The 18,480-nt window shown below is 40.8% G+C and carries 17 protein-coding genes; 9 read left to right on the top strand and 8 right to left on the bottom strand.

The genetic code is table 11. The annotated features are described in order from the left end of the window. Positions 1-72 precede the first annotated feature (72 nt). Together GUA46_RS04845 and GUA46_RS04840 are read left to right on the top strand one after the other, a co-directional pair. Positions 73-1,389: an OmpA family protein gene (locus GUA46_RS04845; RefSeq protein WP_176619518.1), complete on the top strand. Its 1,317-nt coding sequence runs from the start codon at positions 73-75 to the stop codon at positions 1,387-1,389. 12 nt (positions 1,390-1,401) lie between these two features. Beyond that, entirely contained in the window at positions 1,402-2,094 is a 693-nt protein-coding gene (locus GUA46_RS04840) for a TapB family protein (protein ID WP_176619517.1), read from the top strand. Positions 2,095-2,162: 68 nt separating this feature from the next. Here the strand turns inward: GUA46_RS04840 and GUA46_RS04835 are convergent, their stop codons facing one another. The 7 genes from GUA46_RS04835 to GUA46_RS04805 all read right to left on the bottom strand — a co-directional run bounded on the left by GUA46_RS04835 (position 2,163) and on the right by GUA46_RS04805 (position 6,036). After that, the gene (locus GUA46_RS04835; RefSeq protein ID WP_176619516.1) at positions 2,163-2,699 is read right to left on the bottom strand and encodes a hypothetical protein; all 537 of its coding nucleotides are present in this window, start codon (positions 2,697-2,699) and stop codon (positions 2,163-2,165) included. 164 nt (positions 2,700-2,863) lie between these two features. Continuing rightward, positions 2,864-3,091 (bottom strand): hypothetical protein, encoded by a 228-nt coding sequence (locus GUA46_RS04830; protein ID WP_176619515.1) that lies wholly within the window; start codon positions 3,089-3,091, stop codon positions 2,864-2,866. 18 nt (positions 3,092-3,109) lie between these two features. Continuing rightward, entirely contained in the window at positions 3,110-3,466 is a 357-nt protein-coding gene (locus tag GUA46_RS04825) for an RDD family protein (protein ID WP_176619514.1), read from the bottom strand. Positions 3,467-3,509: 43 nt separating this feature from the next. Beyond that, positions 3,510-4,145: a porin family protein gene (locus tag GUA46_RS04820; protein WP_176619513.1), complete on the bottom strand. Its 636-nt coding sequence runs from the start codon at positions 4,143-4,145 to the stop codon at positions 3,510-3,512. 241 nt (positions 4,146-4,386) lie between these two features. Continuing rightward, positions 4,387-5,103: a lipoyl(octanoyl) transferase LipB gene (lipB, locus tag GUA46_RS04815; RefSeq protein WP_176619512.1), complete on the bottom strand. Its 717-nt coding sequence runs from the start codon at positions 5,101-5,103 to the stop codon at positions 4,387-4,389. Between the two features lie 32 nt (positions 5,104-5,135). Beyond that, positions 5,136-5,873, bottom strand: a complete 738-nt coding sequence (locus GUA46_RS04810) for a hypothetical protein (protein ID WP_176619511.1) — start codon at positions 5,871-5,873, stop codon at positions 5,136-5,138. Between the two features lie 7 nt (positions 5,874-5,880). Further along, positions 5,881-6,036 (bottom strand): YqaE/Pmp3 family membrane protein, encoded by a 156-nt coding sequence (locus tag GUA46_RS04805; protein ID WP_108246858.1) that lies wholly within the window; start codon positions 6,034-6,036, stop codon positions 5,881-5,883. A 93-nt stretch (positions 6,037-6,129) separates the two neighbouring features. Between GUA46_RS04805 and GUA46_RS04800 the strand changes: the two genes are divergently transcribed. From GUA46_RS04800 to GUA46_RS04780, 5 genes are all read left to right on the top strand, one after another. Next, positions 6,130-7,173, top strand: a complete 1,044-nt coding sequence (locus GUA46_RS04800; RefSeq protein ID WP_176619510.1) for a response regulator transcription factor — start codon at positions 6,130-6,132, stop codon at positions 7,171-7,173. 100 nt (positions 7,174-7,273) lie between these two features. Beyond that, a complete protein-coding gene (locus GUA46_RS04795; RefSeq protein ID WP_176619509.1) occupies positions 7,274-7,816 on the top strand; it encodes a thioredoxin family protein in 543 nt (180 codons plus the stop codon). Positions 7,817-7,881: 65 nt separating this feature from the next. Further along, positions 7,882-9,573 carry a lysine--tRNA ligase gene (lysS, locus tag GUA46_RS04790; protein ID WP_176619508.1) on the top strand — a complete coding sequence of 564 codons (1,692 nt, stop codon included), beginning with the start codon at positions 7,882-7,884 and terminating at the stop codon, positions 9,571-9,573. A 157-nt stretch (positions 9,574-9,730) separates the two neighbouring features. Beyond that, positions 9,731-12,583: a TonB-dependent receptor gene (locus GUA46_RS04785; RefSeq protein ID WP_176619507.1), complete on the top strand. Its 2,853-nt coding sequence runs from the start codon at positions 9,731-9,733 to the stop codon at positions 12,581-12,583. A gap of 92 nt (positions 12,584-12,675) precedes the next feature. Next, on the top strand, positions 12,676-14,106 hold the full coding sequence (locus GUA46_RS04780; protein ID WP_176619506.1) for an SLC13 family permease: 1,431 nt from the start codon (positions 12,676-12,678) through the stop codon (positions 14,104-14,106). Positions 14,107-14,550: 444 nt separating this feature from the next. On the opposite strand, the gene GUA46_RS04775 is transcribed toward GUA46_RS04780, so the two are convergent. Next, positions 14,551-15,273: a hypothetical protein gene (locus GUA46_RS04775; RefSeq protein WP_176619505.1), complete on the bottom strand. Its 723-nt coding sequence runs from the start codon at positions 15,271-15,273 to the stop codon at positions 14,551-14,553. Positions 15,274-15,539: 266 nt separating this feature from the next. Between GUA46_RS04775 and GUA46_RS04770 the strand changes: the two genes are divergently transcribed. Together GUA46_RS04770 and GUA46_RS04765 are read left to right on the top strand one after the other, a co-directional pair. Next, positions 15,540-18,041, top strand: coding sequence for a zinc-dependent metalloprotease (locus GUA46_RS04770; protein WP_176619504.1), 2,502 nt, complete (start codon positions 15,540-15,542; stop codon positions 18,039-18,041). A 160-nt stretch (positions 18,042-18,201) separates the two neighbouring features. Further along, positions 18,202-18,396, top strand: a complete 195-nt coding sequence (locus tag GUA46_RS04765) for a hypothetical protein (protein ID WP_108246866.1) — start codon at positions 18,202-18,204, stop codon at positions 18,394-18,396. Positions 18,397-18,480: the final 84 nt, after the last annotated feature.

Genomic DNA, 18,480 nt, shown 5'->3' with positions numbered 1-18,480 from the left:
TTTAGACATATAGAGGCTTACATTTTAGTAGTTTGGATAGAATTGCTTTATCAACAACTAAAAAAATACTAAATGAAAACCTCGAACAAACTATTCTACTGTTTGTCCTTTGCCTTATTGATGGCTACCAGCGGAGAAGCTCAGTTTTTCAAAAAATTGGCCAAGAAAGCGGAAAAAGCAGCTGAACGCACAGTTGAAAGACGAGTAGATAGAGAAACTACAAAAAAGACAGATCAAGCACTGGACAGTATCCTTGAACCTGGCTCGGGAGGAAAACAATCTCCTGGAAATCCGCAAGGAAATGAGAATCCTGGTGGCACAGTAGACGAAAACGGCACATCCAACGGTCCTGTTACTGCCGGCCCCAAAACCATAGAGGTTTACAGTAAATTTGATTATGTTCCCGGGGACAAACCTATTTTTTACGACGATTTCAACGACGATTTCATGGGTGATTTCCCATCCAAGTGGAACACCAACGGTTCCGGAGAAGTTGTGACCGTGGACGGCTTGCCCGGCAAATGGTACTCCATTGCCAATAGGAGCCTTACCCTACCCAATCTTGGGAGCCAGCTTCCAGAAGACTTCACGATGGAGTTTGACTTAAAAGTGACCAATTTGACAAGAAACACCAGTTCTTTGGCCACTTTGGACATCTATCTTTCAGAAACGCCCAACCTTACTACCAGCGAGAGCAATGTAATGGCAACACTGAATTTCTGCCAATATATTGCTGTCGGGGTAAAGGTCGACAACGACTTTAGAGACGACCCTTCCCCCATTACAAACACCCTTCAACGAGATTTGAGGGAAGTGTTCAAAGATGTGGTCCATATTTCCATAGCCGTGAACAAAAACCGGTATCGCCTTTGGATCAACGAGACCAAAATCGTGGATCTTCCTCAATTTGTTGTTCGTCCCAATCAGATTAATTATCCAAAATTCTATGTGTCCAATATAGACGAACAAGGCAATAAGGAAAGAGTTTTGATCAGCAACCTTAAAATTGCTGAAGGCGGTGTGGACCTCCGCAGAAAATTGATGTCCGAAGGAAAAATTTCCACCAATGGTATTCTCTTCAATTCTGGTTCGGCCGATATTCTGCCCCAATCCATGGGAATCATCAGACAGATTTCCCAAGTATTGACACAAGACAAATCCATTAAACTAAATATTGTTGGACATACAGATTCTGATGGTTCGGATGAAAGTAATCTATCTCTATCCGAAAACAGGGCCGAAGCTGTAAAAAAGGCATTGATATCCGTATATGGTGTCTCTTCGGATAGACTAAGTTCCGAAGGAAAAGGAGAGGCGGAACCTGTGGCCGACAACAATTCAGCCCAAGGCAAGGCACAGAACCGTAGAGTAGAATTCATTAAAAAATAGTACTTGTAAACCATGAAAAAATATATAGTATTAGGCCTGATTGCACTTTTTGCGGTCCATCTTTCCCAAGCTCAATCCAATTGCAGCAGTTATTACCCACTGGTTGACGGAGCCAATTTTCAATACACCAATTATGATAAAAAAGGTAAGGAAGATGGCCAAATCACTTACAAGGTAACAGATGTACAAAGTAGCAGCAGCACTACCAACGCCATCATGATGATGGAAATGACGGATAAAAAAGGAAGAGCCTACACATCCGATTATGAAGTTACTTGCGAAGGCGATGTGATAAAAATTGATTTTAAATCCTTGATGAACGAACAGATGCTCAGTCAAATGGGCGATGTAGAAATGGATATCTCGGGTACCGATGTGGAATTGCCCAACAACCTATCTGTAGGACAGGAGCTTCCGGATGCCAATATGGAGGTGAAAATGAAAATGGGCGGAGGCATCAACATGAACACCAATATTGAGACCTTGAACCGAAAAGTTGAAAAACAGGAAAGTGTGACAACTCCCGCTGGGACTTTTGACTGTTATGTAATCTACAGCGAGACCAAAACCAAAATGATGATGACCAATCAGAACTTTCCTTCACGCATTTGGCTAGCCGAAGGAGTTGGCATGATCAAACAGGAATCCTACAACAAAAATGGAAAATTATTAGGCAGCATGGTATTGACCCAGTATAGCAAATAGTAGAATTTTACTTTATAAAACTAAAAAACCGAGGTGCGAGCCTCGGTTTTTTTACTTCTACTGAAACTTTATTGTCTCTTATATTCGATAATTATTTCTCCTGACAAATGTGACCCAAACTGGGCGCTGTCCAAAGTCAATGTCAAATTATCTCCCTTTAATTCTATTGAGGATGTCGTTGAATACTCTTCAAAATAGTCCGGTCCTTGTTGTTTGACATCTGTAATAATTAACTTTCCATCTTCAACTGTCCAAGCACCTGTATGAAATCCTTCCCCATCATCGCCATCCATAAAATTGGTCACTGAATAACCGTTGAACACCTTTTCCCCATTGACCAGTTCATATTCATCCCAGGAATACCGTAAAAAACCAGTGGTTTTTATTTCTTTGGGATTGTCGGCAAACTCGATGGCATAATCCGTTTCTTCGGGGACTATTTGTTTCAGTACCCCATACTCTTGTTCCACCAAATATGTGTCATCATAATAGTTGGTCATAGTCCACTTACCCAGCAATTGCTCATCCAAGGGTATATCTGTAGCATCATCTTTACTACATGCAACTACTAAAAGGGCTAAAAGACAAATTTTTAAATGTTTCATAATTTATGGTTGTGTTTTAATTAATTTTAAAAAAGAAAGTTGATAGACAAGTCTCGATTTTTGAGTTATCCAACTCTTTAAAGGTTGTATCCTAACCCCAAGCTGATTAAGGAAGTTTATTATAATTCCCGAGTTAGTGAGTCAGCTAGGAGCAGGTTTTAAACTCACCTTTTCGGTCTGTAAATTGCTCCCGTAGCAAAATCTACTATAGCGCCTGGCCAGAAAAATACAAGGTCTGCGATTAAAGCTACCACTCGAACTTCCCTCTGTTGTTCACCTGGGGCTGGTTTCGTTTTCTGATGTGGGGTTACCTTACCTCCAAAAATTGTTGCGCAGCTTGAGAGCATTATTACCATTAATCCAAGAGCTATTACATTTTTCATTTTTTTCATTCTATATGGTTTATTTATTTAAAGTTTTTTTAATTGTGTTTGAGATAACACATCATGGATTCCTCTATTTGAAAATAGATAAGAGAAAATATCAATAGGTATAAGTCTTGAAACTGTTCTCCAAAAGATGTTTGACAAGCCCACCCTTTCAGGATAATTTACACTAATAACTTTAGTTTTAGTAATCATCTTCCCAACTGTTTGACCAGATATAGACTCAAAAACAAAATAATAGACATAGTATAATGGAATCATAAAGTATTTCAGACTTTCCCTTTCAACATGCTTTTTTAATAGCATCGAAACCAATACGACAGTAATTAAGAATACAATTGAGTCAAGTAAAAAATTGTAAAATCTAATTCTCTTCTTCATATCATTTATTCAACGACTGATATATATATATTGTAAAGTGTCATTATATTTTAAATCCTAGCCCCAAACTGATTACGGAGGTTTTTATAGTATTATCTCGCTCTATTAGTCCGTAGTTATATCTCAAATTCAACTCCAACTGATTGGTAAGATCAAAACCAAGTCCACCATTGAGACCAAAATCAAACCTATCAAAATCGGAATAAGTATCTTTTTCACCCTCCAATGAAGGGTCAAAAGGTACTTTTTTTGCAACTTCTGTTCTTTTTACTGCATATCCAGGCTGCATGCCCAGCTCCAGATATAAACGTTCAACCAATTCAATTCTAAAGTTAACAGGCACTAAAATCATCAATTCATTTACCTTGGTAACAACTTTACCTACCATAGGGTCATCATCAAAAAATTCCATGTAAAATTCACTTGAAGTTTTTGTTCCTTGGTTGGCCAATAATAATTCAGGTCTGATACTTGTTTTATCTGAAATTCTGATATTAAAAAAACCGCCAATATAGTAGCCGATTTTTCCTTGAAAATCCAAAACTTTTTCGCCATAGAATTCAATATCTGGTCGAAATTGGGAATAGTTGGTGCCAGCCTTAATACCAAAGGTATTGTCCAATTGTGCCGATGCGGTAAAACATAATAGTAGTGCAATAAGTAGGTTCGTTTTCTTCATTTAAAGATGTAAGATGATTAATTATTTAACTGACCGAGGCCTATTTTGTTTGGGCGGGGAAAATAGCAAGTATAAGGCAGATGGCATACCGCAAATTGACGGATGCCCCTTTTGAATTGACGGATGGCAAAAACGCAGGTGAAAAACCCATCCAAAATCTTTTTCAATCATTATAAAAACAAAAAACCGAGGCTCACACCTCGGTTTTTTTGTTATCTAATTCTAAAATATGTCCTCAAAGTTAGACCCCTGCCTCTTCCTTCACCAACTCCGCCTCAAAAAGTGCGGTAAAATAATTGAGCAGTTTCTGCTTCACCTCTTCCATATCCACTTCCTTCTGACCCAATTCCACATTCAAAGAAGTAACCGCTTTGTCTCTGATGCCGCAGGGAATCATCATATCAAAATAGCCCAAATCGGCATTTACATTAAGTGCAAAACCGTGCATAGTTACCCAACGACTGGCACGTACACCCATGGCACATATTTTTCGGGCAAACGGAGTGCCCACATCCAACCAAACACCGGTTTCACCCTTGGAGCGTTCGGCTTTAAGACCGTATTCGGCCAAAGTCAAAATCACCATTTCCTCCAAAAATCGAAGGTATTTATGGATATCGGTAAAGAAGTTGTCCAAATCCAGAATCGGATAGCCCACCACTTGTCCAGGTCCGTGGTAAGTAATGTCTCCCCCTCGGTTGATTTTATAGAAAGTGGCTCCCTTTTCAGCAAGTTTATTTTCGTCCACCAACAAATTGTTGATGTCGCCGCTCTTTCCCAAGGTATACACATGCGGATGCTCCACAAACAAGAAATGATTGGGCGTATCAAGATTGGCCTCCTCACGACGGTTTCTAATCTTGGTGTCCACAATGTTCTTAAAGAGAAGCTCTTGGTAATCCCAAGTTTCCTTGTAATCCTTTAATCCTAGATCCTGTACTGTAACTTTCTTGTTCATGCTACAAAGATACGAAGCATGGGAATGGAAAACTATTTCTCCAGTTCCACCTCCAAATCCAAGACTGATGGATTCTTCATCAACTCCATAAAGTTCACTTCATAGATTAAGGTTTTACCATCTTGACTAAAGGTCGCTTCTTCAGCAGTGGTTGATTTTATCTTTTTAGGAAAGTGATATTTTAAAGTGTACGTAGATCCCGAAAGAAACATCTCTGCTCCCTGTAAGCTGTCCAATTGTTGCTCAAACAATTCTTGATCTACAATTTTAGCGGTACGGGTAAACTTATTTTTATTAAAAGTATAATTCACCTCAGTTGGTTGCTCAGCAGGCTTCATTGGGCCTTGCTGAGGATTTGATTTGCCCCCAATGGAGCTGGCATCTTGAAAAGCGCCAAAAGCATCGTTCACCTCACTCACGTTTTTAAACTCGCTGAACAAATCGAACATCATCTCCTTTTTTTCAGGATTCATTACCATTCTCATATTGAACGGTTCCAGTTTTTTTAGTTTCTCCTGCTCTTCCTTGGGCAACTGTGCGATACTATCTTTCTTCTCTTCTAAAAATGTTTTAAAAGAAATTATGGAGTCAATTGGCTTTTCATTGGTTTTGGCCATTTCTTCCCCGGCCATTTCCATCATCTCAGAACCGTCAAAGTTGATGGACAGCTTTCCAGAACCGTCTTCATTAATGTGTATTTCTTCTGTAAAATTACATGCACTGGCAAGGGCAATCAACATTGCCGATAGCAAGATTTGGACTCTTTTCATAAGACTTTTAGTTAGTGTTGTTTAGTATGACCAAGGCCCCGATTACTCCGGGAACCCAACCACACAGGGTTAAAAGTAATACAATAAGTACAGAGCCACAACCTTTTCCGATGACTGACAAAGGGGGAAATAATATAGCCAATAAAACTCTCCAGAAACTCATTTTTTTTTGATTTTGATTGATGATACTTATAGGTAGCCTAAATACATGCTTTGTTACAGAAAAGCACTATTTTTAGCCAAAATCGGTTAAAAAATGCGGTTTTTAGTCCTAATTCTACTTTTAGCTCAGTCAACTGTCCTTTTTGGACAATATCATTTTTCGGGCCAAGTTTCCGCAGAGAACAATGGTAATTCCATTTATCTGTCATTGGTTGAGGATTACCGAAAATCTGGACGGGTATACTTGGACCAAATTGTACAAAAATCTGAGGTGGACTCCTTGGGTCATTTTTCCTTTGAGGGCAACAACCTTAATGACCAAAACCGTATCTATCGTATTCATTTGGATGGCTGTTCGGACAATACGGGCAGTAATCACTTTTTGGGCCGATGCAACAACAGTAAAAATGTACTGTTTATCGCCAACAATAAAGATACTGTTAGCTTTCCCACCTCTTTTGAAGACCAATCTCTTTGCACCATATCTTCCACCAATCCAAAATCCGGGCTCTTATTGGAAATTGATGGTTTAAAGGAACATATGGCATACGATTTTGCCGATTATCCTAGCGAAGCCAATAAAAAATTGAATCTGGACAAATGGTTCCAGACCCTGCACAACTTTGGCAAAGAAGTAAACGAACCTCTTGCAGAACTTTACATTTACGATTTCTTGTCGGACAAAAGGAACGAAACTTTTCGATTTTATCTGGAAGACCTGACCATAAACGATTACTACGATAATTTGTCTGAACGATTATCAAACACCTATCCCGAAGCCGAGTTTACCCAACAGTACCAAGCCGAAATAACCACAGACGAAGATTTGGCGAGTTTCAGCCGTCCACAATCCTCTAAATGGAACCGGACCATTATCGCACTTTTGGCAGTATCGCTATTGGGCAATTTCCTATTCTTTCTTGGTAAACGAAGAAAGGACAGCACCTCAGAATTACTTGAAAAACTGACTCCCCAAGAGCAAAAAATCGTCAATTTGATTTTACAGAACAAGACCAATAAAGAAATTGCCTCCGAGCTTTTTGTTAGCGTCAGCACTATCAAAACGCACATCAACAATCTCTATAAAAAATTAGATGTAACCTCGCGCGACGAGATGCTTCAACATTTCAAAAAGTAAAGTTCAACCCCCGGTCTAGTACCCATTTCCAACGCAGAAAAGTTCGTTCAGCCATTGATTTTAGTGAATTTGGCCTTCAAACCATAAATCACATAAAATCATGAAACATCTTTTATTCGCATTCCTCATGCTATGCATTACCTGTGCTTCTGCCCAAGAATTCAACAAAGAAATCAAAACGGAAAATGGACAACAATTCTTGGTCGGGCAAATCAATTTGGAAGGCTTACAATCCCAACCCTACGGCAACTGGTTTCAAAACCGATATGAAAACTTCAGCCCCGACGAAACCATGGTTGCACTTTTCAAAGAGAAATTGGCAGAATACGACATCAAACTATTTTTGGGAACTTGGTGTGGCGACAGTAAGCGAGAAAGTCCCAAATTCATTAAAATATTGACAGCTGCCGACTTTCCCATGGACCAACTGGAAATTGTGGCGCTGGATTACCGCAAAGATCATTACAAAACCAGTCCCACAGGTGAAGAAAAGGGTTTGAACATTATAAAAGTGCCCACTATCATCTTTTTTAAAGATGGAAAAGAAGTCAACCGAATTGTGGAAAGTCCACTGGAAACTTTGGAAGAAGATATTGCCCAAATCATGTTCAAAAAGAACTATGTGCCCAATTATGCATATTAAGTTTGGACAAGGCAAGGATTTAAAGCGCAAAAGTGTAATTTTGCGCTTTAAATTTTTTACAGACTATGCAACTATCGGAACAAGAGATCGTTCGAAGGGAAAAATTGACCAAACTCAGGGAAATGGGCATCGACCCATATCCCGCAGCACTGTATCCTGTTGATGCCACCTCCAAGAGCATCAAGAATGATTTTGAAGAAGGAAAGAAAGTGGTTATTTCCGGTAGATTGATGTCGCGCAGAATTCAAGGAAAGGCTTCCTTTGCCGAACTTCAGGACAGCGATGGACGCATTCAGGTCTACTTTAACCGTGACGAAATTTGCCCGGATGATGATAAAACTTTGTACAACGATGTGTACAAAAAATTGTTGGACATCGGGGACATTATCGGTATTGAAGGAGAGCTGTTCAAAACACAAGTCGGTGAGAAAACCGTAATGGTGAAAAACTTCTCGCTGTTGAGCAAAAGTTTAAGGCCATTGCCCTTACCAAAGGTAAACGACGAAGGAAAAGTATACGATGCTTTCAACGACCCGGAACTACGCTACCGCCAGCGGTATGTGGATTTGGTAGTAAACCCGCACGTTAAGGACACCTTCATCAAAAGAACAAAGATTACCACTAGTATACGGGAATTCTACAACCAAAAAGGATACTTGGAGGTGGAAACACCGATATTACAACCCATTCCAGGTGGAGCGGCCGCTCGGCCGTTCTTAACACACCACAATGCTTTGAATGTGCCCTTGTACCTGCGAATCGCCAACGAACTCTATCTAAAAAGATTGATTGTCGGTGGATTTGACGGTGTGTACGAGTTTGCAAAAGATTTCCGTAACGAGGGAATGGACCGCACCCACAATCCAGAGTTTACCGTAATGGAACTCTATGTAGCCTACAAGGATTACAACTGGATGATGGACACCACCGAAGAACTTTTGGAAAAAGTGGCCGTAGATGCCACAGGAAGTTCCAAAGTAAAAGTGGGTAATCACGAAATTGAATTCAAGGCTCCTTACCCAAGGGTTCCCATTTTGGAAGCCATTAAAATCCATACAGGCTATGATGTTTCCGGCATGGAAGAGGACGAGCTACGCGAAGTGGCAAAAAAATTGGGCATCGAAGTGGATGATACCATGGGCGTAGGTAAATTGATCGATGAGATTTTTGGTGAAAAATGTGAGCACCACTACATTCAACCCACCTTTATCATCGATTATCCGAAGGAAATGAGCCCCCTGACCAAAGAGCACCGCTCCAACCCCAGGCTTACCGAGCGTTTTGAGTTGATGGTAAATGGTAAGGAATTGGCCAATGCCTACTCCGAGCTCAACGACCCCATTGACCAACGCGAGCGTTTTGAAGATCAGCTGAAACTCTCCGAAAAAGGGGACGATGAGGCCATGTTCATCGATCAGGATTTCTTGCGCGCTTTGGAATACGGAATGCCACCAACCTCGGGAATCGGTATTGGAATTGATCGTTTAGTGATGTTGATGACCAACAATTCCTCCATCCAAGAAGTATTGTTCTTCCCGCAGATGAGACCCGAGAAGAAAAAAGTAGAGTTGACCGAGGAAGAAAAAACCATTGTGGACATTCTTAAGCCTCAAGGAGAAATGTCTCTTGCCGATCTAAAAGATAAAGCTGGTTTAAGTGGTAAAAAATGGGACAAGAGCACTAAGGGTCTTACCAAACACGGACTTATCAAAGTGGAAAAAACCGAAAATAATCTTTTGGTAAAATATACGGGATAGCATAAAATCTTATCCTTACTAAATATAAACCCCTGAGCCTCAAAACCGGCTCAGGGGTTTCGTTTTTAAAAAAATTTCTATCTTACCCCGATTTTCATCCCTAACGGAAGAAGATTTCCAGCAGCTTACCCCACTAATCTTACTAAAATCTACTTATATGAGAAGAATGAAATTAGCATTCCTTTTCGTGCTGTTGGTATCGTTTACCGGAATGGCACAAGAGGTAACAGGAACCGTTTATGACGACCAAAATGTACCCTTACCGGGAGCCTCGGTCCTAGTTAAGGGAACCACTACGGGAGCCATAACTGATTTTGATGGCAACTATTCTATTGAAGCTAGCACCGGAGATATCTTGGTGTTTTCCTATGTTGGATTCAACACACAAGAAGCGACCGTAACCGGCAGTACTTTGGACGTAACACTCCAAGCCGGACTCGAACTGGAAAATGTTGTAGTGGTTGGATCTAGAAATGCCAACCGAACCTCTACCGACTCGCCAGTGCCCGTAGATGTGCTGGATGTTACAGAATTGGTACAATCTGCCCCTCAGGTTACCGTAACCGAAATCCTGAATTACGCAGCACCATCCTTCACATCAAATCCACAAACCATTTCTGATGGAACGGACCATATTGCCCCTGCTTCATTGCGCGGACTTGGCCCTGATCAGGTTCTGGTGCTCATCAACGGAAAAAGAAGGCACAAAACAGGGTTGGTCAACGTAAACGGAACATTTGGTCGGGGAAGTGTTGGTACCGACATGACCACCATTCCATCAAACTCCATCTCCAGAATAGAAATCCTTCGTGACGGTGCTGCCGCCCAATACGGTTCCGATGCCATTGCCGGCGTTATCAACATCGTTCTTAAAAATACGGTGAACGAATTACAGGTAGATGTGAACACCGGAGCCCATTTTACCAGCGAACACAGTCCACAAAAGAAAATCGACGGTGAAAAAGTAAGTCTGGGATTGAACTACGGACTACCTATCGGAAAAGAGGGTGGTTTTATCAACTTTACCGGTAATTTTAACCACCGCGGATGGACCAACCGTATGCAGGAATGGGAAGGGTCGATTTTTAATAGCTATAATTCCATAGAAAGGGTTGCTGCCGCCGATAATTATGATACATCTTTACTACTAGATGATGATTTGGCAGATATATTTCAGTATGCATCAGCCGCTGGAATTGCTCTGAACGGAGATGAAACCAAAGAAGAACTTCAAGGTATTCTGAATGCAGACATCACCGAATCTGAATTGTTGGCCAGGGGTTTACAACGAAGTGATTTCAACATGCGAGTCGGTCAATCCAAACTCAGAGGCGCACAGTTCTTTGCCAACCTCTCTATTCCATTAGATGAAAACTTGGAGATTTACGGATTTGGTGGATTGAGCTTCAAAAATGGTAATGCCGGTGGTTTTTACCGATTGCCCAACCAGTCGCGCACCTATTCACCGGCTTATCCAAATGGCTTTTTACCGGAAATCAACTCTAACATTGTGGATAAATCCGCCGCTTTTGGCATTAAGGGAATGATCGGGGATTGGAACGCAGACTTTAGCAATTCCTACGGAAAGAACGAGTTTATGTATTATGTTACCAATTCCAACAATGCCTCATTGACAAACTCCACTCCGTTTGAAGCAAATTCAGGTGGTTTCAATTACAGCGAGAACACCACAAACTTTGATATGAGCCGTTTTTATGAGGATACCATGGCCGGTTTGAACATTGCCTTTGGAGCGGAATATCGTGTAGAAAACTATGCGATTGTAGCTGGAGAAGAAGCTTCATACACACAATACAATACATTAGGCAATCCCCATGACCCCACAGACCCAGAATCGGTAGTGCCAACGGACTTTTTTGGTAATTCAAGACCTGGGGGCATTCAAGTATTTCCAGGGTTTAAACCAGATAATAAAGTAAATGCTTTCAGAAATACCATTGCCGGGTATTTTGATGTAGAAGCTGATTTCACCGAATCCATTTTGCTAAGTGGAGCTGTGAGATATGAGAATTTCTCTGATTTTGGAGGAACCTTAAACTTTAAGATTGCTACTCGTTTGAAGATTTCTGAAAACTTTAATTTTAGAGGTGGTGGGCAAACTGGGTTTAGAGCTCCATCATTGCATCAAATATATTACAGTTCCACCTCTACCCTATTTGTAGATGGCATTCCCAATGAAGTTGGTATTTTTCCAAATACCTCCAGAGTTGCCCGACTGTTGGGTATAGATCCTTTAAAAGAGGAAACTTCGGTTGGTGCCACAGCTGGATTCACGGCAAGAGTGCCCAGTGCCAACCTAAAGTTTACCTTGGACGGATTCCTCATCAATATCGATGATCGAGTAATCCTCACCGGACAGTTTGGCGATAACGGCAATGCCGAATTGGCAAACCTGTTCCAACAGGCCAATGCCACACAGGCTGCTTTCTTTGCAAACTCGGTGGATACACAAACCAAAGGTTTGGATTTTGTTTTAGACCATAAAGCGAACATTTCGGACAATGTTTCCCTGACCAATACGTTGGCCATGACAGTATCCGAAACAACCGTTGAAAAGGTGAAAGTTCCCGAGGCAATTGCCGATGCAGGGCTGAGCGACACCTATTTCGACCCAACAAGCAGAATCTATTTGGAATCAGCCGTTCCCACCACAAAGGGGAACCTGTCTCACAATCTAAAAGTTGGGGATAATTGGAGTTTCTTTTTAAGAAACGGTTATTTTGGTGAAGTTAGGGAAGCTACCAATGAAGTTGACCCTACTATTGATTACACATTTGGTGCAAAAATAGTGACCGATTTAACCATCGGTTACAATTTTACGGATAGTGCCAAACTAACCATTGGTGCAAACAACCTTTTGGATGTTTATCCAGATGAGAACGATCCCGCTTTTCGTTCCGAAGGCAGATTCATTTATTCAAGACGTTCTGTACAGTTCGGCCAGAACGGAAGATACGTTTTCGGTCGACTGACATTCAAAATCAAATAAATACAATTTTCTTTTATTAATTTATTTGGAAGCCCCGGCAAGGGGCTTCTTTATTTTTATCTTTTAACAAAAAAGCATAGCTTAGAACCCCGATGGAACTAAGCAAAAAAATTGGGCTGGTCCTTGGACCGGTTATCTTTCTTGTATTGAACTTGTTGCCTTTTGAAATGGTCTCAGAAAAAGGCGACCCTGTAATTTCAGTAGCGGCATGGATGCTGACATGGTGGATCACCGAAGCTGTCTCTATTTCTGTTACCGCACTCCTACCCTTACTTTTGTTACCTATTTTAAAGATTCTGCCCATTGCAGAGGTTGGAGCCAATTACGGCAGCCCCATTGTATTCCTTTTCTTTGGAGGTTTTGTGATGGCACTTGCGTTGGAGAAAGTAAACCTTCACCGAAGAATTGCCCTTAACATTATTAGACTCACCGGAACCACACCGAACAAGGTAATCTTAGGTTTTATGATTGCCACTGCCACTTTGAGTATGTGGATCAGCAACACTGCAAGTACTGTGGTAATGCTGCCCATAGCCGTTTCCGTAATTAACCTATTGATCAATGACGAGGACGGTTTTACCAAGAACGATCATAATTTTGCGCTTTGCGTGATGCTCGGCATCGCCTTTTCTGCCAATGCAGGTGGCATTGCCACGGTAATCGGGACACCACCGAACTCTGTTTTAATAGGACTATTGGAAAACGAATACAATACGGAAATCTCCTTCTTAAAATGGATGACCATAGGTTTGCCTTTCTCCATCATTATGATAGGGATTTGCTATTTGGTCCTAGTAAAATGGATGTTCCCCAACAAAGATTTAAAGTTCAATGCATCCAAAGAAGTTATACAAACTGAGCTACATAAATTAGGACCTACTACTGGTAAGGAGAAAATGGTGCTGGTCATTTTTGGTGTAACGGTTTTCCTGTGGATTTTCAGGACATTAATCAATAACATCTTTCCAAGCTTGGGGCTTACGGATACCATGATAAGTATTTTTGCGGCAATCGCTCTTTTTGCCATTCCATATAATATGAAAAAGGGGGATTTTATCATTACTTGGAAAGATACTTCCAAACTGGCATGGGGAATTCTAATCCTTTTTGGTGGAGGGCTCGCTTTAGCACAAGGAATGTCGACCAGTGGTATCGTGGATATGGTGGCCAACGCTATAGCTCAAAGCGAAATAAGCGTATTGTTCACCGCTGCATTATTGATATTCTTAATGCTTTTTATGACAGAACTGATGAGCAATGTAGCATTGGTTGCGGTATTGGCTCCAGTAGTGGCGGGTATTGCCATTGGCCTCGATGTTCCGATGCTTTACTTATTGATCCCTGTAACCATTGCCAGTAGTTGTGCATTTATGTTGCCCATGGCAACACCGCCCAACGCTATTGTATTTGCCAGTGGGTATGTGAAAATTCCGGAAATGGCACGGGTCGGTGTAATTTTGAACCTAATTGCCGTTGTGTTACTTATTTTGGTTTTCCAGTTTGTGATTCCGTTGCTGTTCTAAACCAAAAATGCCCCTCCGGGCGGAAGGGCATTTTCACAAACTAACTAACTCAAAAAAATGTAAGAAACTAACTTAACCAACGCTTCAACTCTTGACAAGCGAAGCGTAACTCTTTGTTAGGCACAAAGTTATAACCCTTTTTTGTGAAGATTATTATAATTAGTCTTTTGTTAACGTCACAATTAGAACCTAAAGGGCCTGTCCTTTTTTACAGTTTTCGTCATTTGCTGAAATAATTTTATCAAAACATCCAAATGACTGAATTATCCATACAATAACAGCTATTTTGCTACAAATACCAATACCACACATGGTGGTGTTATTTTTTTGTTAACCAGTCACTTATTAGATTTTCTTAACAAACAAAAAATCTTGTAAAAACAAAAACCCCTCAATCGAGGGGTTTTCATAGCTAACTCAAATAAGTTGTAAAATGAGAACATTTTACTGCATTGATCCTGAGTATGGATCAAAATTTTCAGGGAGATACTTGGAGGTATCAAACCCCAATTCCATATCTTCTTCCTCCATGTAGTTTACCGAAGTAATGGCTATTACATCCGTGTAAGGATCAAAACCTTCTGGCAACAAATACTCGCTATTGATTCCCAATACAAGTTCGGTTTCTTCCTCCAAGTAAGAAATCGACTTTAAATCCACATACATCTCGTAAGGAGAAAAGCCTTCTGGCAAGTAATCCTTGGTATCAAAACCTAGATCCATATCCTCTTCCTCCATATAGTTGATGGAATGTACATCCACCACATCCGTGTAAGGGTTGAAATTCTCCGGCAAGTACTTTTGGACATCAAAGCCCAAAGAAGAATCAACATTATTTTCGAGATATATGATGGAATTCAAATCAAAATAGCTTTTGTAGGGGTTAAAACCTTCTGGAAGATAATCCGCGGTATCAAAACCTAGATGTACCTCTGGCTCTTCCTCCAAATACACTATTTCATTTAAATTCAATTCATACCAGGCATAATCTGCCATTTCTGAAGTTGAATTGTTTAACTCAGCACTGATGCTCAAAGTGGTTAAACTGTTTTCTAAACTACCCTGTGTCTCGGATTGTACCTGGACAACCTTGGTATTTTGTTGGTCGTTGGCTATGGCTGTACTACTCAATAATACACTACCATAAATTAATAATAACTTGTTCATTTTTTGATTGAATTTTGTGATTGATGATATGCTTATAAGACTGATCAAAATCTAAAATGTTACAGTCTTTAGGAAATTTTCACAAATTCCAAACGTCCGTTAAGCCCAGTTATACGGGGCGATTACCTCCAAACCATCAGTAAAAGGCAGGACTCCCAAAGGTTGGGGCATTCCGTTAAAAAAACAGTTGTTAATATTTATTTAACAGTTAGTTTTCATGAATTTTAGGTTCTTTGAATGCTTATAGTTATTCAAACGAACATATAATGATCAAAAAATTACTCCCTCGACTACTTGTAGTCTTTATTTTATTGGGTACCGTTCAAAATACGGACGCCCAACTTTTCAAAAAGAAAAAGAAAGAAACCGAACAAAAAAAGGACGACAAATCCAAACCTGGCGATATAAAACCTTACGATAAGGTAATCACCAAGGATGCAAAAACCGACGAAGGTCTCTTCAGTGTGCATACCGTAGATGACAAACGTTATTACGAAATCCCCGATTCCCTGTTCAACCGCGAAATGTTAATGGTGAGCCGAATCTCCAAAACGGCGACAGGCATTGGTTTTGGTGGTGGAAAAATCAATACACAGGTACTACGCTGGGAAAAAAAGGACAAAAAGGTATTGGTGCGAGTTGCGTCTTATGAAAATGTAGCGGCAGATTCCCTTCCGGTGCACGAAGCTGTGGTAAACTCGAACTTTGAACCTGTACTTTTCTCGTTCGACATCAAGGCCATCAACAAAAAAGATTCTTTGAACCCTGCAACGGTAATCGAAATCGACCCTATGTTTACTGATGATGTAAAGGCCCTTGGATTTCCTGATGGGTACCGAAAAAGATACAAAGTAACAAGAATGGATGGAGACCGTAGCTATATCGAATCCATCAAAAGTTATCCTTTGAACATAGAGACGAGACACGTAAAAACATACTTATCCAACGAACCGCCAAGCAACTCAAGTTTGGGATCCATTTCTTTGGAGATCAATAACTCTATGATTTTATTGCCCAAAGAACCCATGAAACGCCGTTATTTTGACAGACGTGTAGGATGGTTTGCCAGAGGACAAGTAGATTACGGACTTGAAGCCCAGGAAAGCAAGACGGTTACTTACCTAGATCGCTGGAGACTCGAGGTAAAGGAAGAGGACATTGCAAAATATAAGGCCGGAGAATTGGTAGAGCCCAAAAAACCCATTGTGTATTACGTGGACAGGGCCACTCCCAAAGAGTGGGTTCCATACATAAAGCAAGGTATCGAAGATTGGCAAGTGGCCTTTGAGGCCGCTGGTTTTAAAAACGCCATTATTGCCAAAGACCCACCATCTGTTGAAGAAGACCCAGAGTGGTCTCCCGAGGATGTTAGGTATTCTGTGGTTCGTTACTTGGCCTCTCCTATTCCAAACGCCAATGGTCCGCACGTAAGCGACCCAAGGAGCGGTGAAATTTTGGAATCGGACATTAACTGGTACCACAATGTGATGAGCCTGTTACGTGGATGGTATTTTGTGCAAACTGCAGCCATTAACCCTGAAGCACAAAAAACACAGTTCAAAGAAGAGATTATGGGGCGCTTGATACGATTTGTATCATCCCACGAAGTTGGACATACACTTGGATTACCGCACAACATGGGGAGTAGTGTTGCTTACCCCGTTGATTCCTTACGCTCTGCAAGTTTCACCCAAAAATATGGAACGGCTCCATCCATTATGGATTATGCCCGCTTCAATTATGTTGCCCAACCCGGTGACGAAGGTGTTGCTTTGATGCCAAACATCGGTATTTATGACAAGTATGCTATCAAATGGGGATATAAGCCTATTTTGGACAAAACGGCCAAAGAAGAAAAACCAATTTTGAACAGTTGGATCTTGGAACATGCCGGAGACCCTATGTACCGATTCGGTCACCAACAAGTGGGCGATATTCATGACCCGAGCTCGCAAACAGAGGATTTGGGCGATGATGCCATCAAAGCTAGCTTATATGGTATAGAGAACCTGAAGCGAATTGTTCCCAACCTAATGCAATGGACCACGGAAGATGGTGAAAACTATGATGACCTTGAAACTATGTATGGCCACGTAGTAGCACAGTTCAGCAGATACATGGGGCACGTATCCAATAACATTGGAGGTGTTTATGAATACCATAAAACTGCAGATCAAGAAGGTGCTGTGTACACCTATGTGAGCAAGGAGCATCAAAAGGACGCCATGGAGTTTATGCAAGAACAACTCTTTGAGACCCCAGAGTGGTTGATAGACCAAAATATTTTAAATAAGATACAATATTCCGGTTCCATAGAGCGAATTCGAGCCACACAAGAACGTTACTTGAACACCATGTTACATTTGGGGAAATTGGCCCGAATCATCGAAAATGAAACCTTGAACGGCGATGAAGCTTACGGATTGGTAGAGATGATGCGCGACCTTCGCAGAGGGGTTTGGTCGGAGACACGCAGTGGCAAAACCATTGACACCTACCGTAGAAACCTTCAAAAGGCGCATATCGACCGATTGGAATACTTGATGACCGCTGACAGTCAAAGTAAACAACCTGATTTTGGTGGTTATAGGAAATCGACACCTATCAATACAAGCCAGTCCGATATTCGTTCGGTAGCACGTGCCGAACTCAACAATCTTAAAAGCGATATTAGAGGCGGCCTTGCCAGAATTTCGGATACCATGAGCCGTTACCATTTGCAAGATGCAATGGAGCGTATCGACCTAATTTTGGAACCTGCGAAATAGGTATTTTTAAATAGATAAAACACCAACAAGGTGTGATCGTTGCTGTTCATCGATCACACCTTGCTTTTTTTTAAGTACGCATCCCTTAGCAGTCCTTTCACAACATATACGTGAGATTGCCAGTTGTTTTCACTACTTTAGTAATCCAAATCTCACATTCATGAACTACAAGACAAAAAGCTTAATCTACTTTTCCTGTTTCGTGGCAGCCGCTACTTCCTACTATTTGATTGAGGAACACGATAAATTTAAAGATGATTTAAATTCCAAAACTTACGTTGAGACTCATTTCGAAGATGCAGATGAGTATATCGATGATTCTGAAAAAACAACCCCAGAGGAAGAGCTCAAGTAATTTTCACAACACACCTTTTTTTACTGTTAAAAGCTTCACAAACTATTTCTTGATGATTAAACCTTTTGGACCAAGTAGATGTCC

The sequence above is a fragment of the Flagellimonas chongwuensis genome, assembly GCF_013376415.1.
GTDB classification, from domain to species: domain Bacteria; phylum Bacteroidota; class Bacteroidia; order Flavobacteriales; family Flavobacteriaceae; genus Flagellimonas; species Flagellimonas chongwuensis.
Note: the sequence above shows the minus strand (reverse complement) of the source record. Positions and strands in the feature narration are given on the sequence as shown.